Source organism: Mycobacterium sp. D16Q16, assembly GCF_002013745.1.
Taxonomy (GTDB): Bacteria; Actinomycetota; Actinomycetes; order Mycobacteriales; family Mycobacteriaceae; genus Mycobacterium.
This window is the reverse complement of sequence record NZ_MAEY01000025.1, coordinates 81718-106164: the sequence shown is the minus strand read 5'-3', so window position 1 is coordinate 106164 and position 24447 is coordinate 81718. Positions and strand designations below refer to the sequence as shown.

Below are 24447 nucleotides of genomic sequence, written 5' to 3'. Positions count from 1 at the left end.
CTCGCGCGCGTGGGGCTGGTCCCCAGCGCTGGGTAAGGGCGACCTTACTTTGGCGAGCGAAGCCATGGGGATCTCCCCCCTCTTTTCCCTGCGTGGACCCCCTAACCCGATAGCATCCGTGGGTGGGCTGGCTTAATTCTTGGTGGCACTACGACGTGGTGGACGGCTACAAAGGTCCCCTGCTGTTCGGGTTCGTCGCGTTCGTGGTGACCTTCGTCGTGACACGCACGATCACGCGGCTTATCCGCGATGGAAAGGGGCCCTTTCACAACATTTCCGGCGGCGGTGTGCACATCCACCATTCGGTCCCAGGGGTGGTGTTGCTGATCGTCGGTGGTTTCACCGCGCTCGGGTCTCCGCCGCTGTCGGTGTGGACGTACGTGGCGGGCCTGTTGGTGGGGGTCGGCGCGTCGTTGGTGCTCGACGAGTTCGCGATGATCTTCCACTTGGAGGATGTCTACTGGTCCAACGAGGGGCAGTTATCGGTCGACATGGTCACGCTCGCGTCCGCGTGTATTGGCCTGGCCGCTGTCGGTGTGTCACCGCTCAACGTGGACGGCCTGACCGGTGTGATCGCGATCGCTCGCGGGGTCGCGATGCTGCTGTTGCTGATACACCTTGGGCTGGTGGCGGTTACCGCGCTCAAGGGCAAGTACCCCACCGCGATGATCGGGATCTTCATCGCTCCCGTCGCCTGGTGGTCCGCGGCGCGTCTCGCCCGCCCGACATCCCCATGGGCGCGGTGGCGCTATTCGGAGGAGAAGCTCGCGCGAGCACGCGAGCGCGCCTTGGTATTTGACCGTCGGTGGGGTCCCGTGCGTCGGCGATGGCTCGACGCGATCGGTGGCACTCCAACCCCCGAGCTGTCTCACGCACCTACAGAATCGCGGACTCGCTGAGCGATCTCGGCGAGTGTTGATTCCTCATGAACCGGCGCCCCCCACTGCGGGGCGATAGTCAGCGGAACCCAGCTGGCGCAGCCGCCGTGTGCTTCTGTGCGAAGAATTCGCACCGGCGCGACCATTGGGTACGCCCGCACCACCAACGCCGTGAGGCGGTGCTTGGGCCGAAAATCCAAGCGGTCCGCGCGAATCGATTCGATTGTCCAGATATGCAGTGCGGCAAGCTCTTCGAGTGCCTCGGGTCGGTTGACCTCGACCGCGGCCACAACCTCGGCCCCGGCCCGCACCACGACGTGCGTTTCGGTGCTGTCGGCGGCCGCGCGTGCCAGCAGGTCCCGATGTTCTGGCCGCACCCGCTCGGCATGGCCGTGCACCGCCGTCGGGAAGAGCAGGAACCGAGAATCAGCAAGGGTGAAGCGCTTCTCGTGGATTCCGCCCTTGCGCAGCAGAATCGTCTGTCGGCCATCGAGCATGCCGTGAATCGCGGCGCTCCACTCCTTCAGGGCGAGCCGGCTTGGAATCTCGGTCACATCGCGAGACTACGGCCGGGGCGCCACCAGCACCGGACAGGTGGCCTTGTGTATCAATGCGTGGCTGGTGGACCCGAGAAAGAAGCCCGCGACGTCACCGCGGCCGCGGCTTCCCGTGACGAGCAACTGTGCACCCTCGGCCTCGCGAAGCAAGACGTCGGCGGGATGCCCGACTGCGACAGTGCGCCGTACCGGCACATCCGGGTATTTCTCCTGCCAGCCATCCAGCCGCTCGGCAAGGATCTGTTCCTGGCGCTGTGCCTCTCGGGCCGAATCCATCGTGCTCCACGCCGTGTAGGCGTACACGTAGCCCGGAGGAATGTTGTTCCAGACATGCACTGCCACCAGCTCGGCGTCTCGCATCGCGGCCTCCTCGAAGGCCCAGGCGATCGCGCCGTCACTGGATTCAGAGTCGGCGACGCCCACGACAATCGGCCCCGCCGGTCCCGGTGCTTCCCTGACGACGACGACTGGGCTGTGTCCCTTCGCGGTCAGCGACACCGACACCGAACCGGCCATCATCCCGGTGAATCCGCCGAGTCCGCTGGAACCAAGCACCGTCATGGCGGCGTTTCTCGACAGTTCGACGAGGATCGCCACCGGTTTACCGGTCGCCTTGACCGTGGACACCTCAATGTTCGGATGCAGTGCGTAGACGTGGTCCTTGGCCTGGCTGAGGAACTCGGCCCCGTCGGTGTCCAGGTGATCAAAGAAGCTCGCCGATGCTCCCAGGTTGTAGCCCTGGCCGAAGCTGCTGTGGTCGATGGCGTGGACCAGCGTCAGCGGCAGGTTCCGCCGCTGGGCCTCGGCACCCGCCCATGTCAGAGCGTGTAGAGCCGATGTCGATCCGTCGATGCCCACGAGAATGTGCGGGTGGGGCGTGGTGGTCATGACTCCTCCGATGCGGTAGGACGGTTGCTCCCACCACCGACACTATGGACAGGCCGCCGTGGCTCCCATGGGCCAAAATCCCCATTCTCTGTGACTTTCGCCCATACAAAGGTGTGCTGCATCACTCAATATGAGTGTCATTCGTGTTGGCGGAGATCTCATTTGGGGCTCATGGGCCGGTAGATAGCATGACTAAGGACTCTGAGGATCCTGCTAGCGTTGTGCGTAACGGAATCTCGCCGGCAGTCGATATGGACGTCGGGGGAACTGGTGGAAGGTAGACGAGAATGCCCTTGACGGCGAAGTTGATTGTTGGTTCTGGCGCGGTGGCATTGTCGCTGGTTGCGGGCGGTGGAATCGCTTCCGCCGACCCGGATGTGACGGCTATCGTCAACACCACGTGCACCTACCCGCAGATTATGGCGGCACTGAACGAGCAGTCGCCCGCGGCGGCACAGCAGGTGAACGCGAATCCGATCGCCGGTGCGTGGCTGCAGCAGTTCGTGGCCTCTCCGCGAGCGAAGCGGCAGCAGATGGTCAACGAGGTGCGCGGTATGCCCGCCGTTCAGGAGTACACCGTCCTGATCAACCAGGTCGCCAACTCCTGCAATAACTACTGATCGGCGATTTCCCGGCCGCTACCTCATAATGGTGATGGGGCGGCCGGTCCATTGATGCGTCGGCACGCTTGCTAAGCCTGGTAGTCAGTGTGAGGTATATCCCGCTGGCTATCAGACCTTATTGACTTAGGCTAGGCTTGGTTTAATTGACCCCAAAGGGCCGGATTGCCGGCTTCTATCGGGTCGTGACCATGCCGAGCACTGGTCAGGGCGGGTTCGCTCAACGAACGAGAGACCCAACGTCACACGCTGGATACGCCGTGCGCGGCGCTGGGTAAGGAGAATCGGCTGAACGGGCTGTATGACCAGAGCCAGGAGAAAAGTAGCTGCGGCGTCGGCTTCCTGACCCGCAAGGACGGCGTGCAGACACACGACGTCGTGCGGATGCTCCACGAGGCGCTCTGCGCCGTTCCGCACCGCGGTGGGATGTCTTCCGAAGGTGTCGGTGACGGAGCCGGTGTCAACATGGACCTGTCCTTGCGCTTCTTCTCCGAATTGACGGGTGATCCCGGCTTGCGGCCGGGCCAGTTCGGCGTGGGCAACTTCTTCCTGCCCAATGACCCGGCGTTCCACCCCGAGGCCGAGGCGGTCATCGAGCAGGCACTGCTCGCCCAGGGATTCACGATTCTGCTCAAACGCGATGTGCCGGTGAACAATGCGGCGATCCGCCCGGCAGCCATCAGATATCAGCTGCCGATACGGCAGTGGGTGTTCCTCTCCGACTCCGACCGCAAGACGCATGAGGCGCTGATGGCGATCGAAGCTGTCGGCTACACACGCCCGGAATTGCTAGGGCTGTACCCACTCTCGCTCAGCACGCAGACTCAGGTTCTCAAGGGGCGGCTTAACTCGAATGAAGTGGTGCCCTACTTCAGTGACCTATCCGACCCGCGCATGGAAGTGCACTCGATGTTCTTCCACACGCGGTTCTCGACGAACACCGCGCCGAATGCCACCATGGCCCAGCCGTTCCGGTTGATGGCGCACAACGGTGAGCTCAACACCGACAAGAAAAATCGCCTATCCGAAAACGCTATGGCACGCGCCCGTAATCGAGCGATCATTCGCCCGGTAGGGCAATCGGACAGCTGCCGGCTGGACCAGACCCTCCAGAGCCGTGTGCTCGAGGATGACCTCGATCTTGTCACCGCCGTTGTCGCGATGATGCCGCCCGCGTGGGAGAACGACACGACACTCTCGCCCGAAGTGACGGCCATGCTGGAGTACTTCAGCCTCTAGAAGGAGAAGAACGACGGCCCGGCCGCGTTGATCTTCGGAGACGGCACCATCATCGGCGCACGCCTGGACCGGCTGGGCCTTCGGCCGCTGCGCACCGTCGAGACGGCCGAGTACCTGGGGGTGATGTCCGAGGCCGGCCAGATCTACTTTGACCCCGACACGGTGCTCGAGCGTGGCCGCATCGAAGCCGGCGGCATGCGCTACTACGACCACGCCGAGCGTCGGTCCTACGGCACTGTTGAAGCGCTGGAAAAGCTTGCCGCGCGCCATGATTACCCCACCATGCTGGCGCAGGCCCGCGTGAACATCGCCGATCTGCCCCATGTGCCCCCCTTGGGCCAGGGTTCGCCGGCACGGTATGACGGTGACCTCGACCGGCACCAGCGGTACGTGGCCTATTCGCTCAACCAGGAGAGCTTCAAGTTCCTGATGGATCCGATGCTGGCCACCGGCCAGGAAAAGATCTCCGCGATGGGATACGGCGCGGCCATCAACGCGCTCTCCAATCAGGAAGGCGGCGTTGCGAAATACTTCTCGCAGCGATTCGCTCAGGTGACCAACCCGCCGCTGGACTCCATCCGCGAGGCGGATGGAATGACCTTGCGCGTCGCGCTTGGCGCGAAACCCAACAGCGGGGCACAGCCCGCACCGCAGATCGTGGTGCCCTCCCCCGTCCTCACTCATCTCGACATGCTCAAGATCCGCGAGCAGCAAGGCACCCCGGTGCGGCGTTTCGGGATGCGCTACCGAGTCGAGCTGTCCAACCCTGAGTCGAACGCCGAGCGGATCGTGCTGGCTATCGATGAATTATGCGATGCGGTAGAGGAATTCGCCCGGGAAACTGGCGGTATTGCCGTCATCTCCGATCGCCATGTCTCCAGTGATCGCGCCGCGATGCCCCTCATCATCGTGATTTCCGCCATCAACCAGCGGCTGATCGAAGAGGGCCTGCGGCTGCGCGTTTCGCTGATCGCCGAGAGTGGGCAACTGTGCTCCTCCCATCACGTGGCCGCTGTGCTGGGCTTCGGAGCTTCGGCGGTGTATCCGCTCGCGGTGCAGATGCGGGCAGAGGAAAAGTACGGCGCCGATGCTGACAAGGCGTTCAAGCATTTCGCCAAGGCAGCCGAGAAATCCCTGATGAAGACGATGGGCCGGGTCGGTCTCTGTACCGTCGAGAGTTACATCGGTGGAGAGTTCTTCGAGCCCAACTATCTGGACACGTCGGATCCGGTGTTGCACAGGTACTTCCCCAATGTGACGTCACCGGTCGCCGGTGTCGGATTCTCCACGCTGGCGGCGGCGGTCGCCGATTGGCATGCGCGGGCACTGGCGGTAACAGGTGAGAAGGACGTTCCATTACTCGGGCTGTTCAAGGAGCGGGCCGAAGGCGCCGGCCACTCGTACGGGACGACAGCCGTGCGTGGGTTCGTGGACATGACCGAGGAAGAAATCTCGTTCGGGGACGACGCGCGCCCGGACAACCCCGACATGGCCGACCCAACCTACCTGCGGCTGCTGCCATTGCACCAGCTCGAGGGTGCGTTCGGCCTGGACGATGGTGCCTACCGCAACAACAGCTTTGACGAGCTGCCCGCACGTGCCGTCGACAGTTTCGACATTACGCCCGGTTACCGCAGCTTCGTCCGGGCAATGAACACGGAACGTACCCGGCGCCCAGCCGCTCTTCGCGACGTGCTGGCCCTGCCCGCCGACGTCAACTTCGTGCATACGGCCAATGAGTTCCGCAGGGAAATGGGGCAATTCGCCCGGTTTGGGAACAACGACTTTCAGGTGCGTGGCCTGTCCTGCCAGCAGACTGACGACGAGTTCGTCCTGCGGCTCGCGCACACCCACGAACGGCTGGCGGCTCTTGCGGCCTCGCTGCGCGTGCGGTTCGGCAGCGACATCACCGGCCAGGAGATCGTCGGCGACGAGCTGCGGGTGCGTGCGACAGGTCAGGCGGCGATCTACCTGGCGAAGATCAGGACGGCCCCCGAGTCGGTTCCGTTGTCCTCGGTGCAGCCGGCCAGCGAGATCACGCCGACGCTGACATCGGGAGCCATGAGCCACGGCGCGTTGGTTGCCCCGGCGCATGAGGCGGTGGCGCATGGAACCAACCTGGTTGGCGGCCTGTCGAACTGTGGTGAGGGCGGCGAGCACATCAGCCGTTACGGAACCATCCGCGGCTCTCGTATCAAGCAGTTCGCGTCGGGCCGCTTCGGGGTGTGGGCGGGTTACCTCGCCGACCCGATGCTTCAGGAGTTGGAGATCAAGATCGGTCAGGGCGCCAAACCCGGTGAGGGCGGGCAGCTCCCTGCGCCCAAGGTGACCGTGCAGATCGCGGCGGCACGCGGCGGCACCCCTGGCGTTGAACTCGTCTCTCCACCACCCCATCACGACACGTACTCGATCGAGGATCTTGCCCAGCTCATCCACGATTGCAAGGCCGCGCGCGTCCGGGTGATCGTGAAGCTGGTGTCTTCGGAGGGCATCGGCACGATCGCGGTGGGTGTCGCGAAGGCCGGTGCGGACGTCATCAACGTCGCCGGGAACACCGGCGGCACCGGCGCGGCTGCCGTGACGAGCCTCAAGTACGCGGGCCGGTCCGCCGAGATCGGCGTCGCGGAAGTACATCAGGCGCTTTGCGCCAACGGAATCCGGCAGAAGGTGGTGCTGCGCTGTTCGGGTGCGCACCAGACCGCCAGTGACGTCATCAAGTCGGCGCTGCTGGGCGCGGACAGCTTCGAGTTCGGAACCACCGCGCTGATGATGCTCAAGTGCGTCATGGCCAAGAACTGCAACATCAAGTGCCCCGCCGGGTTGACGACCAACGCCGAGGTGTTCGAGGGTGACCCACGCGCGCTCGCCCAGTATCTGCTGAACATCGCGCACGAGGTGCGGGAGATCCTGGCGGCGCTCGGCCTGCGGACACTGCGCGAAGCGCGCGGGCGCAGCGACCTGCTGCACCTGTTGGACCATCCCTCGAGCATCGGCACCCTCGATCTGCGCCGAATGCTCGCGGTGGCAGAGGAATTCGTCGTCGAGAACCCCGTGTACATGGAGAAGGACTACTCGGTGGACGACGCGTTCGCCGCCCAGCTCGATCTTGACGGCGCGGTACTGCCGCTTATGGGATTGACCAATCAGAACAAGAGCGTGGGCGGGCAGCTCGCGATCGACATCGAGCGGATGCTCAACTACCAGGGGGCGGACGGATCCGCGGTTGCCGCCGACGAGCGCGGCCGCCGTTATCTGCTGCCGGAGAGCGTCACCATCACCACCACCGGTTCGGCGGGCCAGAGCTACGGCGTCTTCTGTAACGACGGCATGGCGCTGACGCACACGGGCACCTGTAACGACGGCGTCGGCAAGAGCGCCTGCGGCGGCACAATCACGGTGCGCTCGCCGGGCGGCGGTTCGGATGCCGCCGGAGGCAACGTTCTCATCGGTAACTTCGCACTGTTCGGCGCCTCCGGCGGCCGACTCTTTGTCGAGGGTCAGGCCGGCGACCGCTTCGCCGTTCGAAACTCGGGTGCCACAGCGGTGGTCGAAGGAGTCGGCGAATTCCTGTGCGAATACATGACAAACGGAGCTGTTCTCAACATCGGTGGCTTTGGTAAGGGCGTCGCGAATGGGATGAGCGGCGGCTTCCTGTATCAGTACGACCCACTGGGCGAACTGCCGTCGAAGGTGAGCACCGACTCGGTACTGGTACTGCCCGTCACCGATGCGCCGTTCCACGAGGCGGCCGCACGCATCCTGCTCGAATGGCATGTGTCGGCTACCGGATCGGCCAAAGGTCAGGCTTTACTTGATGATTGGCAGTCCACTCGAGAGCACCTGGTCTATACGATGTCGCGGGCTCTGCTGCAATACCAGGATTCCGACGCCATTCTGCACGGCAAGACACGCAAGGAGCTGTTGGACGAGCTCACCGCTGCCCTGGCCGGCTACCAGGTGCATAAGTTGAAGCGGTCGTATCGCGACCAGCGCGATGTCCTCGGTGGATCTGTGCCCGCCTATGGCGACACCGATACCGAGGGCATGTACGCGCTGCTCAACACCTACACGGTCCTGAACATGGCACAGCAGCTCGCACTATCGAGGATGCCGAACGTCACGGAGGTGACGGATCCGCGGATCGACAAGGCGGTGCGCAATCTCGTGCTGACCGAGGACTTTTTCCTGATCCAGAAGCTGCAGAAGTATGCGAGGGAGGCAATCGACGGATACAGCGACGAGGACCTGGCCGTGCTCATCGCGGACAAGCGCCTTACCGACTACAAGGACGCGCTGAACCAGCGCAATGTCCTGTCGATGGACAGCCCCGGCACCTATGGCTGGATCCTCTTCCAGAGCGCCAAGAACCTGGACAAGATCGGCCGTCTGCCTTCCTTCGAAGAGCTATTCGCACATCAGGCGTTGCCTGTCGTCGCCCTCTCCGGACCGTCCCTCCAGACCACGTGAAGAAGCCATGAAGATCGCCTACATTCCCGAAGACGCCCCATTCAACGAGGACCAGCGCGCCTGGCTCTCGGGCTTCCTGGCGGGGCTGCATTCCCGCCTTGCCATGAACCTGGCGGCTCCGCCTCCGGCTGCCACCGCAGACCTGGCAGCTCCGCGGCCGCCGCTGCGGGTTCTCTACGGCACGCAGACCGGCAACGCCGAAGGCGTGGCGGGTGACATCGCCGCGGCCGCCAAGGCGCAAGGATTCGACGCCACGGTCAGCGGACTCGACGAGATAGCACTCGACGAATTCGCCGGGCTGAAATACGTCCTCATCGTCACGTCCACCTATGGCGAGGGCGAGATGCCCGACAATGCCGAATTGTTCTGGGAAGCACTGTCTTCGGCACTGGCGCCGCGGCTCGAAGGGGTGTCCTACGGAGTGCTCGCGCTCGGCGACACCAGTTATGACGGCTTCTGCCAGGCGGGCAAGCTCATCGACACCCGGCTCGAACAACTCGGCGCGAGCCGGGTGGTGGGGCGCACCGACTGCGATATCGACTACGAGGCTCAGGCCGCGGAATGGGTGCTGGGGGCGGTAGGGAGCCTGGCGACCCTGGCCGGGGCCAGCGGCGGTCCCGGCACTCCCCCGCCGAGTATCGCGGCACGATCCGGGTGGACCCGGAAGAACCCATTCTCCGCGGAGGTACGGGTCAACAGGCTGCTCTCACGGGCCGGTTCAGACAAGGAAATTAGGCACTTCGAGTTCGCGCTCGCAGACAGCGGAATCGTGTACGAGGCCGGCGATGCCCTTGCGGTCATCCCGGAGAACGACCCGGCACTTGTGGAGGCGATCGCCGATCACTTCCGTGTCTCTGTCGGCACGCTTGTCGACGGCGAGCCGTTGGGCGAGCTGCTGGGCGCACGCTACGAGATCAGTACGCCGTCACGGGATCTGTTGAGCGAGGTGGAGAGCCGCGCGGAGAGCGAGGAGTTCTCACACGCCTTGCGCGGCGGGGTCAAGGAGGTGCTGGACGCCTGGCTGTACGGCAAGGACATCCTGGACATCCTGCGTATCGGCGGGGATGCGCTCAGCCTTGAAGAGTTCGTCGGACTCCTCAAACCGCTTCCGCACCGCGCCTACTCGATCTCGTCCAGCGCGCTGGCCCATCCCGACCGCATCCATTTGACGGTGGCCAGCGTCCGCTACCAGAGCTTGGGCCGCGAGCGCGGCGGCGTATGTTCCACCTTCCTGGCTGACCGCAGCAGCAGTGCCCGAATCTTCCTGCAGCCCAACAAGTCATTCCGGGTGCCCACCGACGATGACGCTCCGATGATCATGGTGGGCCCCGGCACCGGCGTAGCACCATTCCGGGCATTCCTGCAGGAACGGGAGCAACGTGGTGCCAGTGGCCGTAACTGGCTGTTCTTCGGTGACCAGCACCGGGAGCATGACTACATCTACGAGAACGAGCTGGACGGCTGGCATGCCTCCGGACTCCTCAGCCGCCTGGACCTGGCGTTCTCTCGCGACCAAGCGCAGAAGGTCTATGTACAGACGCGGATGCGCGAGCACGGCCGGGATCTGTTCACATGGCTCCAGGACGGTGGGCACTTCTATGTGTGTGGCGATGCCACGCGCATGGCCAAGGATGTGGACAAGGCATTGCACGAGATCGTCGGTGAGCACGGCGCATTGAGCCCCGACGAAGCCTCTGAGTACGTCAACACCCTCAAGCGGGAAAAGCGGTACGTCCGCGATGTGTACTGACGGCCGGCGTTGCGAACACTGCCCCGCCCGGCGGATCGTGGCGGGGCCCAGGGCCATCGCCGAAGCACTACCCGCGCTCGGCACGGTCGTCGCGGTCACCGCGAACGACGCCGCCCTGCTGAGCCACACCGGCGAGTACCTCGAACCCTCATTTCCGGGCGATGCGCTCAGCTGCGATGACGAATATGTTGCGCTGCGGCTGAATCCGGCCCTCGTGCGCGAGGCGTTCCTCGCTCCGCGGGGGCTGACGATAGTCGGTGACACGGGCACCCACCGTGCCTATCTCACGCCGCTCTCGGACCGCCTGACGGTCAGCGCGCTCGAACTGGCGCCAGCGCCCGATCCGGAGGCGTTCCCCGTCACGGACTGGTCGGACGTCAGCTGGCGAGACACCGACCAGCTCACCCATCTCGACGCCCTCACTCCTGGGCGTTACCGGGTGCTCCCCTTTACCGGTGCCCGCACGATCGATTCCGCGGTTGTGCCTCATCTCCTGGCCCACCTCGTCGATGTGGACATGCCGTTTACCGTCGCGGTCCCCGGCGGTGGCTGTGTCCAGTTGCACCGCGGCCACGCCGCGATGGTCGAACAGGCAGGCGCGCATATCGCCGTCATCTTCGGTGCCTCGCGGTACGCCATGGACCCGGTGTTCGTCGCCGAGAGCTGGGTAACGCATGCGTACGGCACCCAGGGGCTGACCTCCTCGGTGGAGCTGTACGACCACAGCCACCGTTGTGTCACCGCTATTACACAGACCGGGCCGATCACGGCCCGACTGCACCAGGCATGGGAGCACATGGTTGCCTCGCTGCCGGCCGGTGTTTGACCGACGCAGGGCGGATGTTTCGGCGCTTTGCTCACAGCGGCCGGTCGCTGGCGTGTGAACAGATTGAGATGTCCCGGTGAATTGGGGGCAGCGTCCGGGAAATTGTGCGGCCCTAGCGTGTCCGCATGAGAGCGACACCAGGAGTGTGCAACATGGGCCGTGAACCGTGAGCAGCCTGGCCAAGATCGGCGATCCGATTCTGCCCGGTCGGAACGCGGACCTGCGACAGGCGCAGTACTACCAGGATGTCATCGGAGAGCTGCGTTCGGTGGCACGGCGGGAATTGGACGACCATCTCGCCTCTCTGGAGCGAAGAAGACAGAGCGGCAAGCCATCCAGCCTCTCGCGCCTGCACCGGCTCGTCGGCGCCAAGCGTGCGGAACTGGCCGCCCTCGACCAGCTGCTCGTGGCGCTCAGCGATCGATTCGGTGACCACTCGACCCTCTCAGCCGGGTAGTCCCGCCCGTCGGTACGAAGTGCCTGGGTGGCCGTCGGCCAGGTGTGGGCCGTGACCGCCGAGATGCTCACGCAGCGTGTGCCTTTCGCGATGATGCGGCACCCGCCCGCGGCGGCGCAGCTCGGGCACGACGAAACGGGCGAAATCGACGAAGGTCCCGGGTGTGGTCACGTACGCGACGTTGAACCCGTCGACGTCCGCCTCGTCGACCCAGCGTTCCAGTTCGTCGGCGATACCGGAGGCCGAGCCGACGAGAACCGGTCCGCGCCCGCCTATCCCGATTTCCTGCGCCAGTTCCCGCGTTGTCCAGGTTCGGCTCGGGTCCTTGGTGAACGAGGCCAATGCCGAACGGTTGGCATCGGTCTCGACATGACGCAGTGGCTCGTCGGGGTCCAGTTCGGCGAGGTCGACGCCGGTCCAGCCGCCGAACAGTGCCAATGCGCCAGCGGTGCTGACGAATTGACGGTACTGGCGCAATTTGGCGACTGCCAGGTCGTGGGTCTCGGCGACGATCGGCGTCACCATCGTGAATACCTTGATGGACCGGGGGTCGCGGCCCAGCCGGGCGGCTTCGTCGCGAAGTGCCCGCACCGGCCCCCGCACCATCTCGGGCGTCGGGCCCGACACGAACACCGCTTCAGCGTGCGCGGCCGCGAATCGGACTCCGCGCGGTGAGGTACCGGCCTGGAACAGCACCGGCGTGCGCTGTGCGGACGGTTCGCACAGGAATGGTCCGGGAACGGTGAAGTACCGGCCGCGGTGCTCGATGTCGTGGACCTTGGCGGGGTCGGTGAAGATACCGCGTGCGCGGTCACGCACCACCGCGCCGGCCTCCCAGGAGCCCTCCCAGAGCTTGTAACAGACCTGCAGGTACTCGTCGGCGATGTCGTAGCGCTGATCGTGCGGTATCTGCGCGTCCAGCCCCAAATTCCTTGCCGCACTGTCGAGATAAGAAGTCACGATGTTCCAGGCGACCCGCCCCTCGGTGAGGTGATCGAGCGTTGAGAGACGACGGGCCAATGCATACGGCTGTTCGTATGTGAGTGACAGCGTGATGCCGAACCCGAGTGTTTCGGTGACTGCCGCCATCGCCGAGACGGCCAACGTCGGATCATTGACCGGGAACTGCGCGGCATCGGCCACGGCGGCATCCCGTGAACCGCCGAAGACGTCGTAGGCGCCCAGCACATCGGCGAGGAACAGCAGATCGAAACCCCCGGCCTCAAGGGACCGGGCGAGCCCCGTCCAATAGCTCAGCGTGCGGTAGCGGTGTCCCTGGTCCTCGGGATGGCGCCACAGGCCGGGTGACTGGTGACCGACACATGCCATGTCGAAGGCGTTGAGATAGATCCGGCTCATAGCGAATCTCCGATCCGATCGCGGTAGGTCTCGCGCGCGGCGCGTGCCGAGGCGAAGGTGAGTGCCGCCAGCACCAGGTAGTAGATGACGATGAGCCAGGGGCTGCCGTGATTGGCGGCCAGGAGTGCCGCGGCGATCAACGGGGCAAACCCGCCAGACAGCACGGCACCGATCTGGTAGCCGAGGGATGCCCCGCTGTAGCGGACGCGGGTGTCGAAAAGCTCGGCGAACCACGCCGCCTGCGGCCCATACATGGCGTCGTGAACGATGTTGATGCCGAACACAATGGAGAGCACGACGAGGACTTTCGACCCGCTCGCGGCGGCCAGGAAGAACAGCGTCAGGGCCACCGGCCCGGCGGCGGCGCCGAACAGATAGAGCGCGCGGCGGCCCACCTTGTCCGAGAGCGCCGCCCACGCAGGGGTGCTCAGGATGCCGATCGCCGAAGAGATCAGGACGGCGGTCAACCCAACCTGACTGTCCTTCCCGAACAGGTCCTGCAGGTACGTCAGCGAGTAGGTCGTCAACAGCACGAACAACGCGATCTGGGATAGTCGTAAGCCGGTGGTGAGCAGCACATTACGGGGCTGTGTGCGCATCACCTCCACCACCGGCAGGCGCGCGACCTCGCCGCGCTCGCGCACCTGCCGGAAGACCGCCGATTCGCTCAGCCGCAGCCTGATCGCCAGTCCGATGACGACCAGGACAACACTGCTGAGGAATGGGATCCGCCAGCCATACGCGAGAAACGCCTCCGGCCCGGTGAGCAGGCGGGTCAGACCGAATACCCCGGTGGCCAAGAGCATTCCCGCGGGCGAGCCCAGCTGGGTGAAGCTACCGAACAGGCCCCGGCGACCGGCAGGGGCGTGTTCAACCGATAGCAGGGCGGCCCCGCCCCATTCCGCTCCCGCAGCAAGGCCCTGCAGTACCCGTAGCACTGCCAGCGCCGCCGGTGCGAGAACACCCACCTCGGCATAGGTCGGCAGGGCGCCGATGATCGCGGTGGCGATGCCCATGAGTAGCAGAGCGCCGACGAGAACAGCCTTACGCCCCAAGCGGTCTCCCACATGCCCGGCGATCACCGCTCCGATTGGTCGCGCACCGAAACCTGCCGCGTAGGTGGCGAATGAGGCAAGCGTGCCCGCGGTCGGTGAGACGGTCGGGAAGAACAACGGCTTGAGGACAAGCGCTGCAGCCGTCGCATAGAGGTAGAAGTCGTACCACTCGATCGTGGTGCCGACCATGCAACTCAGCGCCACGGTGCGGGCACCGGGACTGCCCGTGCTCGCGTCGGCGGCAGGCGCCGCGCTGGTGGTGGTCACGTGACGCCATGGTGTACTGCCCGGCGGCTGGTGGGAACCTTTGCGCTCGGCGGGATTTCAGCGGCAGGGCTAGAAGCCGCCAGCCCGCATATCGGGCTGTGAATCCTCCAGTGGGGTAAGGATTGTCGCGAGCCACGTCACGGTCAGAGTCGCCGAGGAAAGTGCGGTGAGCAGCGTCCATACCAACGGATCGGACCCGTCGGCGGTCTGATGCCACCACAGTGCGGCGAGACTGGTCACCGTGCCAAGCGCCGCGGTGTACGCCGCCGCGCAGCACCACCGGAAGTGTCTCCGCCGCAGAGCGATGAGCGAGACAACGCATGCCGCCAGGAACATGATCGATGTCCCCGGCACGACCGCGTCGACATGCAGCGACGGGCTGACGTGGGCACCGAGGTTTGACCAGCGGCTCGTCGCGGCCAGTCCCAGGACGATGGCCGCCACTAGCGCGGTCCAGCGGCGTGGCCTGCTCATCCAGACGTCCTCAAGCACGCCGCGCTCGATCGCGCGAAGCGTGTCCTCAAGCCCAACGTCCTGGCGCTGCGTCTTCACTCAATGCCTCCCAATTTCGAACATCTCTGAGAGTAGAGGTCGGATGCGGGGCCCCGGCAGTTCCGTGCCACTTGTCGCCCGTCCTGCTAGGTTCCGGCCGTGGACCTCTTCACCCACAGCTGGGCTGCCCTGCGTGCCGCGGTCGCAGGTCTGCAAGACCAGGCGTTTGCGCAGCCCTCCGGCTGCACCGGGTGGCTCGTCCGCGATCTGGTGTGTCACCTGATCATCGACGCCCAGGATGTGCTGATCACGCTCGCGACCCCCAGTGGCGCGTCACCAACCCACAACGCCCTGACCTACTGGGACGTGCTGGACGCACCGCCGAGCGGTCAAGATCCGCTGGACGCGCTGATTGTGCGGCTTGCCGCCGCCTACCGGGAGCCCGGTCTGCTCACCTTCCATCTCGACGATCTCGGCGCGGCCGCAGGGCGTGCGGCGTCGCTCGCCGACCCGGACCAGCCGCTGGCCACGAAGGGACAGATTCTCACCGCGGGTGATTACCTCGACGCCTACGTCCTGGAGTGGACGCTGCATCATCTCGACCTTGTCGCACATCTGACCGATGTGGCCGGTCCTCCCGCTGCGGGACTCTCGCGGGCTCGTCAGATGGTGGAGCAGATAGCCGAGCAGGAGTTTCCGTTCGCGCTATCGGATACCGACGCTCTGTTGATCGCGACGGGGCGGCGCTCCCCGACCCCAGCACAGGTCCGCCAGCTGGAGGCTGATGGGGGCAGGTTTCCGGTGTTCCTCGGGTGAGTCGTCAGCGCGACGCCGAGTTCGGGTCGTAGGCGATGGCAGGAGGGTTGGTACCCCAGGGCACTAAGGGGTTGGTCCCGTAAGGAAGCCATGGATTGGTGCCGCCTGCCGGGCAGAAGATCTGCCCATGGCAGGGAGTCTCGCCGCCGGCGAGGGGTGCCCGCCGGGCCGGTGTGGGCATCGGTAGCGCCACGGCGACGGCGATAGATACCAGCGCCTGCGCGGCGCGGCGCCCTCCGATGTGTCTGATCTGCATGATCGGGACCCTTCTATCGTTCTGGTCAGTGCTGTCCGTACGGGAAGTTCTGAATGCTGACTCCCCATGGGACGTCGGGGTTGGTGCCTTCCGGGACGCGGGGACTCGTACCGCCCGGCACGCAGTACCCGAATTCATCTGTGTCGCAGGGTGTTTGAAGTGGGTCGGGATTCAGGACGCGCGCGCCATCGGCAGGCAAGAGCACAGCCACGACCGCACATGCGGCGGCCAGCGATATGCCCAGATTGGTGGCGAGCATCGATTGCTTCCCTTCTGTCGCGCGCTGGGTATGCACTGCTTCGTCTAGGCGCAGTTGAGGGTGACGTAGGCCATCTTGAAGTCCGGGGGTTCTTGTCCGCGAGCCGGCGCCGGCCTGATATCGCTCGTGTGCAGGTGGTGCACCGGAGACTGGGTCAGGATGGATCGCACCGTGCAGTCCTCGATGTCTCGGCCACCGACCTTGGTGACAATCACGCGGTACCCCTCAGAGGTGAGCATGTCGATGACGCCTTGGGCACCGCCCACCGCGGCCGGGCCCGCTACGGCAACCACTGATCCGAAAAGGGCGTCGGCCGCGATCACCGCTGCCGCGGCGAATCCCGTCGCGGACACCGCCAGGACGGGCATTCTGCTGCGTTGACCTGCGCATTGGGTGATCATTGGTGTGACTCCTCTCGTTACGAGGTCCACCATATGACACTATGTGTCATAAAGTAACCATCGTGTCATGTGGCGTGGAGCACATCTAGACGGACGAACTATTTATCGGCGCTCGCGGCTAGCATTGGGACATGACAACGCAGTTTGACGCCGTGATCGTCGGGGCCGGTTTCGGTGGGATGGGCGCAGCGATTCAGCTCAAGGAGCTGGGCCTGACCAATCTGGCGATCCTGGATCGCGAGGATGATCTCGGCGGTACCTGGCACGTCAATCACTACCCCGGCCTGGCTGTCGACATCCCGTCGGCTACCTATTCGTACTCATTCGAGCCGAACCCGTACTGGTCCCGATTGTTCGCGCCGGGCGCGGAGCTCAAGCAGTACGCCGCTCACGTCGCCGAGAAGCACGATCTGCGCAAGTACATGCGTTTCAACACCCCGGTATCGGGTGCGCGCTGGGACGAGGAAGGCCAGCACTGGGTGGTGGCCACCGAAGCCGGCGATACCGTCACCGGCAAGTACCTGCTCACGGCCACCGGCTACCTGTCCCAACCGAAAATGCCCGATATCGAGGGTATTGAATCCTTCGCCGGCAAGATCATCCACACCACCAAGTGGGACAACAGCTATCGTGCCGCGGGCCACAAGATTGGTTTGATCGGCACTGGCGCCACCGCTGTTCAGCTCATCCCTGAGCTGGCCAAGGATGCGCAACACCTCACCGTGTACCAGCGCACCCCGATCTGGGTCGTACCCAAGGCCGACGCGAGGGTCCCCGGCGTGATCAAGAAGCTATTCGCCAAGGTGCCACGTACCCAAAAGATCGCTCGCACAGTGGGTTCGGCGATCCTTGAGGTGATCATGGTGGGCGGAGTGCTGCATTTCCGCCAGTTCCGGCAGGCCAACAACGGGGCCGCGATGCTGGCCAAGGCGCATTTGTTCGCGCAGGTGCGTGATCGCGAGCTGCGCCGCAAGCTGACGCCCGACTATGACTTCGGCTGCAAGCGGCCAACCTTCTCGAACACGTACTTCCGAGCGTTCAGCAAGAAGAACGTGAGTCTCGAGACGGCATCGATCGAGCGCATCGAGCCCGACGGCATTGTCACCGCGGACGGTCGCAAGACGGTCATCGACACCCTGGTGCTGGCCACCGGTTTCAATCTGTGGGAATCAGCCTTCCCCGCGTTCGAGGTGGTCGGTCGTGAGGACTACAACCTCGGAAAGTTCTGGCGGGACAATCGTTTCCAGGCATTCGAGGGGATTGCGGTCCCCAAGTTCCCCAATCTGCTGACGCTCAACGGGCCCTACTCCTACAGCGGGTTGTCCTACTTCGACACCATCGAGTCCCAGATGCGGCATATCAAGCGGCTCTTCGGCGAGATGGCGCGCACCGGCACCGAGACCTTCGAGGTCACCGACGAGGCCAACACCGAATTCCTGAATCGCATGGTTGGCAACCTGGACAATTCGGTGTTCTACCTCGGCAGCTGCCAGACGGCACGAAGCTACTACTTCAATCAGCACGGGGAGGCCGCGCTGCTGCGCCCGACCTCGACGGCCAGCGCGTACAAGGAGCAGGAGTCCTTCCCGCTGGAGGCGTACCAGCTGGCCTAGCCCGGCTCGTCGCAGATTTAGGTGAGGACACAGTCACCGCAGACCGCGGAACGGTCGTCGGTGAGCTGGTAGATAAGGCAGCAGCTGCGCCTCCGGAAATCCGGTCCCGCGCGCAGGGTGCCGTCGTCGATGCGCTGGTCGCGAAGGTATGCGTTGGCGACTTCGCGGGCGGCCTCGGTCAGCTCCGATCGCGATGAGGCAATCAGACGCGCGGCGCTGTTGACGGCCGATCCGATGTTTCCCCACAGAACGCGGTGACTTACGCCGGATTGGTCCATCACGCCCCGAGTTATCAATTCGACGGCCGATCCGGCAGAGGTGTTGCGCTCCCCCGCCCGTAGGACCACTGACAGCGGAAACGGGCCGCCCAGTGCGTCCTGCCACCACAACTCGCGCAAGTCCTGCGAGATGCGCAGCTCACCGCATGTCGCGGCGGCAACGGTGGGCGCGAGGATGCGGGCGACAAGGCCAAGGTGAGCCACGGAGGCCGCTACCCGCGGATCGATGTCGGCGGGGCTTATCGCCATGCGTGCGGCGAGACTGACTCGCACGCTGTCGATCCGGTCCGCGAGTGCGCTCGATCCGTCGGCTAGCTCCGCCATCGGACGCCACGGATGCACCGGTACCTCCCCGGCGTCATGGGCCTCGACGGTGAAGAAGGGCCCGAAGGCCGACAGCTCAACCGCGCTCACACGCCGATGATGCCACCAGCACGATCAAGATCACGCGCGGGCGAGGTATTCGGATTAAGTTGTTTGCGTCCACCGCATCGATAGGCGGTGTGCACGAAAGGGGTGTTTGGTGGCTGAGCAGGTCGGGGACCTCACTACTGTCAACTTTGAATACCACTACTCGCATCCTGCCCATAGCGTGTGGTCGATACTCAACTCGCCACAGCTATTCGGGCAGTGGGTCAGAGACTTCGGGCCAACGAAATACGAGACAGGACTTAACTTTTCGTTTAACGTCTTCCCGTTCGTGGGAAGCGGATTCGTCGGCGAGATCGACGGCCGGTTCACTGAGGTGGTCGACGATGAGGTGTTGGCCTACCGAATGGCCACCCGCGACGGTTCGATCGTCATCGACTCGCGCTGGATCCTGAAGCCGGACTCGGAGGGCACGCGACTGTCTGTCGAAGCGACCGGATTCAATCCGAAGGACCACGACCAGATGCGGTTCCGGCAGCTGTGTCTCGTGGGCTGGCCCGCCGTTCTGGAGCGGATTGACGACTTCCTGCGGGAGCGTTGATCGCGCAGAAAGTCGCGCTGGTGACTACTCGATCACGCGAACAAGGTAGGGGGCCATGTCATTGAAGCGCACCGGCGATACCTGCACCGCGGGTTCGGACGCCTCGAGCATGAGGTTGTTCCCCAAGAACATCGTCACGCTCTGGCTCCCGTTGGGGCCATAAAAGATGAGATCTCCCGGGAGTGCCTGTGCTGGAAGAACTTTCCGGCCACCTTTGTAGTCGTACTGGTCGCCGGACCGGCGGGGCAGTTTGATGCCGGCGGCGGCGTAGGAGTAGACCATGAGCCCGGAGGCGTCGAATCCCGGAACCTTCGGGGCGGGCGTAGCCACCGGGGCCGGGATCAATCCCAACAGGCTCGTCGCCGCCTCGGGTGCGGCCGGCGCGGTGTCGGTGCTCGTGGTCGGTCCGTCAGCGTTACCGCCCCCATACGTGAACGGCACGCCGCGCTGAGCCAGACCCCTCGCGATCACCGCGTTAATGGCCTTCTGCGCGTCGGCGGGGCTTCGGTGGACGTCAGCGGCGGCCAGCCCCGGCGTGGCGAACAACAGGGCGATGCCGAGCAGGACTGCGTAGGTGCGTTTCATTCGATTGTCGCTTCTCTCCGGCCGTGAACTCTGGCTCCCGGGTGGTTCCTTCCGGCCGGCGATGACCACCAAGATCCTTTCTACCGTTGGCGCCGTGTAGATCCCAATTAGGTTCTGCGACATAGCCAATGAGTTGTCGTACTGTGACCGAACGGTGACACTGGGAAGCTGTGCGGCGATAAGTCAACCGTTGCGCTCAACGTTTCTTGAGCGCGGTCGGCCCGCCGGTCGTAGGCTGACGCCATGACCGATCACGACCGCCTTGCCACCCGCCGCGAGATTGCCGACGCACTCACGAGTGCGTTCGAACGGCGCCATGAAGTGCTTGATCTGATTGTGGAGGCCGATGACCGAAAGAGCGCCATCGATGCGATCGCTACATTGCTGGGAACTTCGCACCTGGGTGGCGAAGCGGTGATGGGCATGTCCTTCGACCAGCTGACCAAGGACGAGCGCCGCAAGAATGCCGCCGAACTTGAGGATCTCAACAGTCAGCTCACCTTCACCCTTCTGGAGCGCCCCGCGAGCTCGGGCGATAGCCTCGAACTGCGACCGTTCTCCGGAGACTCCGATGCCGATATCTTCGCGGCGCGCACCGAAGAGGTGGGCCAGGCGGGCGACGGTTCCGGCGCCCCGGCGGGCGGTCTCGATGATGAGTTGAGGGCGGCGCTCGCACGTATCGACGACGAGGAAGCGGCATGGTTCGTCGCATTCGAAGGGCCCAGCAAGGTGGGCATAGTCTTTGGGGAGCTGGTGGACGGCGAGGTGAACGTGCGGATCTGGGTTCATCCCGATCATCGAAAGAAGGGGTACGGCACAGCGGCTTTGCGGAAATCCCGGTCGGTGATGGCGGCCTACTTCCCCGCCGTGCCCATGGTGGTGCGGGCGCCCGGGGCCGCCCCTTCCTGAGTATCGAGGCAGGCCGGGCGCTCATCAAGAGTGTTGATCAATGTGCTTGATACACTGACGAATTGGTGTGAATTTTCTGGACGACACGCCGTCCGGCCGCACCTGTTCGGGCGGTGGATCACCGACGAAGTCCGCTACTGTTAGCGCGGTATGAGCACATACGAGGAATCTCCGATGGGCATTCTGGTGTCTCAGATCTATCGAGTGCTGTGGTCACGAGCCTCGGCGATCGTGCGCGACTTCGGTGTGACGGTGCCGCAGATGGAGTGCCTGGCCGTGCTGTCCGCGCAGCCGGGGATATCCAACGTTGAGATCGCTGCAGAGCTTCGCATCACGCCCCAGGCGGTAAGCCTGGTCCAGCGCTCACTCGAAGAGGCGGGCCTGGTACTCCGATCGCGCCGACAGGCCGATGCCAGGGTGCTGACCACTGAGTTGACCGCCAAAGGGCGGAAGCTCTTCGAGCGTGCCGACGCCACTCTGCGCGAGGATGACGACGAGATACTCGCCAACATGACAGATAAAGATCGCGCCCAGCTGCGCAGGCTGCTCGGTGGCGTGATCGAAACTATGTCGGCCAGGTAATCCACCCGTTACTGGGTGCAAAAGCGCTCGCTGTCAACATTATTGACGATCCGTGTCGGCTTCTTTGCGCTGGTCAGGCGGATCGTGAACTCTTTCCAACTCTTTTGCAGTTTTCCTGGATTCATTCCAGATAATTGAGGCATACTGACGTGGTGGCCCTCACATCGGATGAGTACGCGGCGCTGTTGCGGACTGCCGATCTGCGCGTGACCCGGCCCCGGATCGCCGTTCTCGAAGCCGTGGAAGCACATCCGCATGCTGACACCGAGACTGTTTTTGGTGTCGTCAGGACCGGCCTGCCCGAGGTCTCCCGTCAGGCCGTGTACGACGTCTTGGCGGCGCTGACATCGGCGGGCCTGGTGCGCAAGATCCAGCCCTCCGGCTCCGTCGCACGATACGAATCGCGGGTCGGCGACAACCATCACCATGTCGTATGCCGCTCGTGCGGCGTCATCGCAGACGTCGACTGTGCCGTCGGTGCCGCACCGTGTCTCACCCCATCCGACTACAACGGTTTCGTCCTCGAGGAGGCCGAGGTCATCTATTGGGGCCTATGCCCCGACTGCGCTTCCCCGCAAGCGCCCACACGAATTTCGGGATCACACACGTGATCACAGCCCACATCACCCCCTCCCGAAAGGATCGCTGTGCCTGAAGAACACCCGCCCATCGCAGAGGCGAACAACCAGCCATCGAACGGTTGCCCCGTTGCGGGCGGTCGTCTCAACTATCCGGTCGAGGGTGGTAACGCCAATCGCGAATGGTGGCCCACCCAGCTCAACCTGCAAATCCTTAAGAAGAATCCTCCTGCCGCCAACCCTCTCGGTGAGCACTTCGACTACGCCAAGGCCGTCCAGACGATCGACGTCGACGCGCTCAAGGCCGATGTCGAGAGGGTGCTGACCGATTCTCAAGACTGGTGGCCCGCCGACTTCGGTAACTACGGCCCGATGTTCATTCGTATGTCGTGGCATGCCGCGGGCACCTATCGCGTCGCCGATGGCCGGGGCGGCGCGGGCGCCGGTATGCAGCGATTCGCCCCACTGAACAGCTGGCCCGACAACGTGCTGCTCGATCGCGCGCGGCGCCTGCTGTGGCCCGTCAAGAAGAAGTACGGGAACTCGTTGTCCTGGGCCGACCTCATCGTCTTTGCCGGTAACCACGCCATGGACACCATGGGATTCAAGACCTTCGGTTTCGCGTTCGGGCGTGAGGACCGCTGGGAGCCCGAACAGGACGTCTACTGGGGCCCCGAACACACCTGGTTGGGCGACGAGCGCTACACCGGCGATCGCGACCTGGAGAACCCCCTTGCCGCGGTGCAAATGGGTTTGATCTACGTCAATCCCGAAGGCCCCAACGGCAATCCGGATCCGCAGGCCGCCGCCATCGACATCCGCGAGACCTTCGCCCGGATGGCGATGAACGACGAGGAAACCGCCGCGCTGATCGTCGGTGGCCACACCTTCGGTAAGACGCACGGCGCGGGCGATGCCGGCCTGGTCGGGCCGGTTCCCGAGGACGCGCCGCTGGAGCAGATGGGCATCGGATGGAAGAGCTCGTTCGGCACCGGCAAGGGCAATGACGCGATCGGCAGTGGTCTGGAAGTCACCTGGACCCACACGCCGACCAAGTGGGACAACAGCTTTCTGGAGATTCTGTACGGCAACGAGTGGGAGCTGACCAAGAGCCCCGCCGGCGCGCATCAGTGGAAGCCCAAGGACGGCGGCTGGGCCAACTCGGTGCCGGCGGCCCAGGGCACGGGCAAGACGCATCCCTCGATGCTCACCACGGATCTATCGATGCGCTTCGACCCCATCTACGAAGGGATCACCCGGCGCTGGCTCGACCATCCCGAAGAGCTGGCCGACGCCTACGCCAAGGCCTGGTACAAGCTGATCCACCGCGACCTGGGGCCGGTCAGCCGCTATCTCGGTCCGCTGGTGCCCAAGGAGACCCTGCTGTGGCAGGACGTCATCCCCGCCTCGGACACCACCATCGGGGCCGATGACGTCGCCGAGCTGAAGAAGCAGATCCTCGCTTCCGGCCTCACGGTGCCGCAGCTGGTTTCCACCGCATGGAAGGCAGCGGCCTCCTATCGCAACAGCGACAAGCGCGGTGGTGCTAACGGTGGCCGTATCCGGCTGCAGCCGCAGGCCGGCTGGGAATCCAACGAGCCCGATGAGCTCGCCCAGGTGATCCGCACGCTCGAGGGCATCCAGGAGTCCTTCAACGCGGGAGGAAAGAAGGTTTCGTTCGCGGATCTCGTCGTGCTCGGTGGCGCTGCCGCCGTCGAAAAGGCGGCCAAGGATGCCGGTTTCGATATCGCCGTGCCGTTCACACCCGGCCGTGGCGATGCGACTCAGGAACAGACCGATGTCGAGTCGTTCTCCTACCTGGAGCCGACAGCCGATGGGTTCCGCAACTACCTGGGCAAGGGAGCGCAGATTCCTGCCGAGTACAAGTTGATCGACAAGGCCAACTTGCTGGCGCTGTCCCCGCCCGAACTGACTGTCCTCGTCGGCGGTCTGCGCGTGCTGGGTGCCAACTACCAGAGCTCCGAGCTCGGCGTGCTCACCGACAACCCCGGAACATTGACGAACGACTTCTTCGTCAATCTGGTCGACATGGGTACCGAGTGGACGCCGTCGTCGGACGGCGACGGCACCTACGTGGGAACCGATCGTGCCAGCGGTTCGGCGAAGTGGACCGCGAGCCGGGTGGATCTGGTGTTCGGTGCGAACTCCGAGCTGCGCGCTCTGGCAGAGGTTTACGCGCAGGACGACGCCAAGGAGAAGTTCGTCAAGGACTTCGTCGCGGCGTGGGTCAAGGTGTCGAACGCGGACCGGTTCGACGTTCGCTGATACTCGCAGCATGTTGATGGCCGGCTTCTTCGGGGGCCGGCCATCGCGCTATGTGTCAG

22 protein-coding genes and 1 pseudogene are annotated in these 24447 nt (G+C 64.4%); 13 read left to right on the top strand and 10 right to left on the bottom strand.

Annotation, left to right across the window (positions count from 1 at the left end; all coding sequences use genetic code 11):
* Positions 1-122: 122 nt before the first annotated feature.
* Positions 123-899, top strand: a complete 777-nt coding sequence (locus tag B4394_RS22010) for a hypothetical protein (protein WP_078316270.1) — start codon at positions 123-125, stop codon at positions 897-899.
* On the opposite strand, the gene B4394_RS22005 is transcribed toward B4394_RS22010, so the two are convergent.
* On the bottom strand, positions 869-1375 hold the full coding sequence (locus B4394_RS22005) for a DUF1802 family protein (protein ID WP_286142294.1): 507 nt from the start codon (positions 1373-1375) through the stop codon (positions 869-871). The two genes, B4394_RS22010 and B4394_RS22005, sit on opposite strands and share 31 nt — an antisense overlap.
* A 66-nt stretch (positions 1376-1441) precedes the next feature.
* Positions 1442-2323, bottom strand: coding sequence for a universal stress protein (locus B4394_RS22000; RefSeq protein ID WP_078316268.1), 882 nt, complete (start codon positions 2321-2323; stop codon positions 1442-1444).
* 287 nt (positions 2324-2610) lie between these two features.
* On the opposite strand from B4394_RS22000, the gene B4394_RS21995 reads away from it, so the two are divergent.
* From B4394_RS21995 to B4394_RS21970, 5 genes and pseudogenes are all read left to right on the top strand, one after another.
* Positions 2611-2943: a hemophore-related protein gene (locus B4394_RS21995; protein ID WP_078292398.1), complete on the top strand. Its 333-nt coding sequence runs from the start codon at positions 2611-2613 to the stop codon at positions 2941-2943.
* A 288-nt stretch (positions 2944-3231) separates the two neighbouring features.
* A pseudogene (locus tag B4394_RS21985) lies at positions 3232-8649 on the top strand (glutamate synthase-related protein).
* 7 nt (positions 8650-8656) lie between these two features.
* The gene (locus B4394_RS21980; RefSeq protein ID WP_078312980.1) at positions 8657-10399 is read left to right on the top strand and encodes a diflavin oxidoreductase; all 1743 of its coding nucleotides are present in this window, start codon (positions 8657-8659) and stop codon (positions 10397-10399) included.
* The gene (locus tag B4394_RS21975; RefSeq protein ID WP_078312981.1) at positions 10389-11225 is read left to right on the top strand and encodes a ChuX/HutX family heme-like substrate-binding protein; all 837 of its coding nucleotides are present in this window, start codon (positions 10389-10391) and stop codon (positions 11223-11225) included. Before B4394_RS21980 ends, B4394_RS21975 begins: the two co-directional genes overlap by 11 nt.
* A 166-nt stretch (positions 11226-11391) precedes the next feature.
* A complete protein-coding gene (locus B4394_RS21970; protein WP_078312982.1) occupies positions 11392-11682 on the top strand; it encodes a hypothetical protein in 291 nt (96 codons plus the stop codon).
* On the opposite strand, the gene B4394_RS21965 is transcribed toward B4394_RS21970, so the two are convergent.
* The 3 genes from B4394_RS21965 to B4394_RS21955 all read right to left on the bottom strand — a co-directional run bounded on the left by B4394_RS21965 (position 11671) and on the right by B4394_RS21955 (position 14915).
* Positions 11671-13041 carry an LLM class flavin-dependent oxidoreductase gene (locus B4394_RS21965; protein WP_078312983.1) on the bottom strand — a complete coding sequence of 457 codons (1371 nt, stop codon included), beginning with the start codon at positions 13039-13041 and terminating at the stop codon, positions 11671-11673. The genes B4394_RS21970 and B4394_RS21965 overlap by 12 nt on opposite strands.
* Complete coding sequence (locus B4394_RS21960) at positions 13038-14285, bottom strand: MFS transporter (RefSeq protein ID WP_078313001.1); 1248 nt, start codon at positions 14283-14285, stop codon at positions 13038-13040. The genes B4394_RS21965 and B4394_RS21960 overlap by 4 nt, the downstream gene beginning before the upstream one ends.
* 147 nt (positions 14286-14432) lie before the next feature.
* Positions 14433-14915 carry a hypothetical protein gene (locus B4394_RS21955; protein WP_078312984.1) on the bottom strand — a complete coding sequence of 161 codons (483 nt, stop codon included), beginning with the start codon at positions 14913-14915 and terminating at the stop codon, positions 14433-14435.
* A 99-nt stretch (positions 14916-15014) separates the two neighbouring features.
* Between B4394_RS21955 and B4394_RS21950 the strand changes: the two genes are divergently transcribed.
* Positions 15015-15671, top strand: a complete 657-nt coding sequence (locus B4394_RS21950) for a maleylpyruvate isomerase N-terminal domain-containing protein (protein ID WP_078312985.1) — start codon at positions 15015-15017, stop codon at positions 15669-15671.
* 4 nt (positions 15672-15675) lie between these two features.
* Here the strand turns inward: B4394_RS21950 and B4394_RS21945 are convergent, their stop codons facing one another.
* From B4394_RS21945 to B4394_RS21935, 3 genes are read right to left on the bottom strand one after another with little or no spacing between them, the layout of a single operon-like run.
* On the bottom strand, positions 15676-15927 hold the full coding sequence (locus tag B4394_RS21945; RefSeq protein ID WP_078312986.1) for a hypothetical protein: 252 nt from the start codon (positions 15925-15927) through the stop codon (positions 15676-15678).
* A 25-nt stretch (positions 15928-15952) separates the two neighbouring features.
* Positions 15953-16186 (bottom strand): hypothetical protein, encoded by a 234-nt coding sequence (locus B4394_RS21940; RefSeq protein WP_078312987.1) that lies wholly within the window; start codon positions 16184-16186, stop codon positions 15953-15955.
* Positions 16187-16230: 44 nt separating this feature from the next.
* Positions 16231-16587, bottom strand: coding sequence for a hypothetical protein (locus B4394_RS21935; RefSeq protein WP_139361797.1), 357 nt, complete (start codon positions 16585-16587; stop codon positions 16231-16233).
* A 131-nt stretch (positions 16588-16718) separates the two neighbouring features.
* Between B4394_RS21935 and B4394_RS21930 the strand changes: the two genes are divergently transcribed.
* On the top strand, positions 16719-18200 hold the full coding sequence (locus tag B4394_RS21930) for a flavin-containing monooxygenase (RefSeq protein WP_078316266.1): 1482 nt from the start codon (positions 16719-16721) through the stop codon (positions 18198-18200).
* Between the two features lie 17 nt (positions 18201-18217).
* On the opposite strand, the gene B4394_RS21925 is transcribed toward B4394_RS21930, so the two are convergent.
* Positions 18218-18892, bottom strand: a complete 675-nt coding sequence (locus B4394_RS21925) for a (2Fe-2S)-binding protein (RefSeq protein WP_078316265.1) — start codon at positions 18890-18892, stop codon at positions 18218-18220.
* 109 nt (positions 18893-19001) lie between these two features.
* Between B4394_RS21925 and B4394_RS21920 the strand changes: the two genes are divergently transcribed.
* Positions 19002-19448 (top strand): SRPBCC family protein, encoded by a 447-nt coding sequence (locus tag B4394_RS21920; protein WP_078316264.1) that lies wholly within the window; start codon positions 19002-19004, stop codon positions 19446-19448.
* Positions 19449-19472: 24 nt separating this feature from the next.
* Here B4394_RS21920 and ripD read toward each other — a convergent pair whose 3' ends face one another.
* A complete protein-coding gene (gene ripD / locus B4394_RS21915) occupies positions 19473-20033 on the bottom strand; it encodes an NlpC/P60 family peptidoglycan-binding protein RipD (protein ID WP_057967767.1) in 561 nt (186 codons plus the stop codon).
* A 243-nt stretch (positions 20034-20276) separates the two neighbouring features.
* Between ripD and B4394_RS21905 the strand changes: the two genes are divergently transcribed.
* The 4 genes from B4394_RS21905 to katG all read left to right on the top strand — a co-directional run bounded on the left by B4394_RS21905 (position 20277) and on the right by katG (position 24388).
* Positions 20277-20942: a GNAT family N-acetyltransferase gene (locus B4394_RS21905; protein WP_078316263.1), complete on the top strand. Its 666-nt coding sequence runs from the start codon at positions 20277-20279 to the stop codon at positions 20940-20942.
* Between the two features lie 174 nt (positions 20943-21116).
* Complete coding sequence (locus tag B4394_RS21900; RefSeq protein WP_078313002.1) at positions 21117-21524, top strand: MarR family winged helix-turn-helix transcriptional regulator; 408 nt, start codon at positions 21117-21119, stop codon at positions 21522-21524.
* Between the two features lie 152 nt (positions 21525-21676).
* Entirely contained in the window at positions 21677-22135 is a 459-nt protein-coding gene (locus tag B4394_RS21895; RefSeq protein WP_078316301.1) for a Fur family transcriptional regulator, read from the top strand.
* A gap of 36 nt (positions 22136-22171) precedes the next feature.
* Positions 22172-24388, top strand: a complete 2217-nt coding sequence (gene katG, locus B4394_RS21890; RefSeq protein ID WP_078312993.1) for a catalase/peroxidase HPI — start codon at positions 22172-22174, stop codon at positions 24386-24388.
* Positions 24389-24447: the final 59 nt, after the last annotated feature.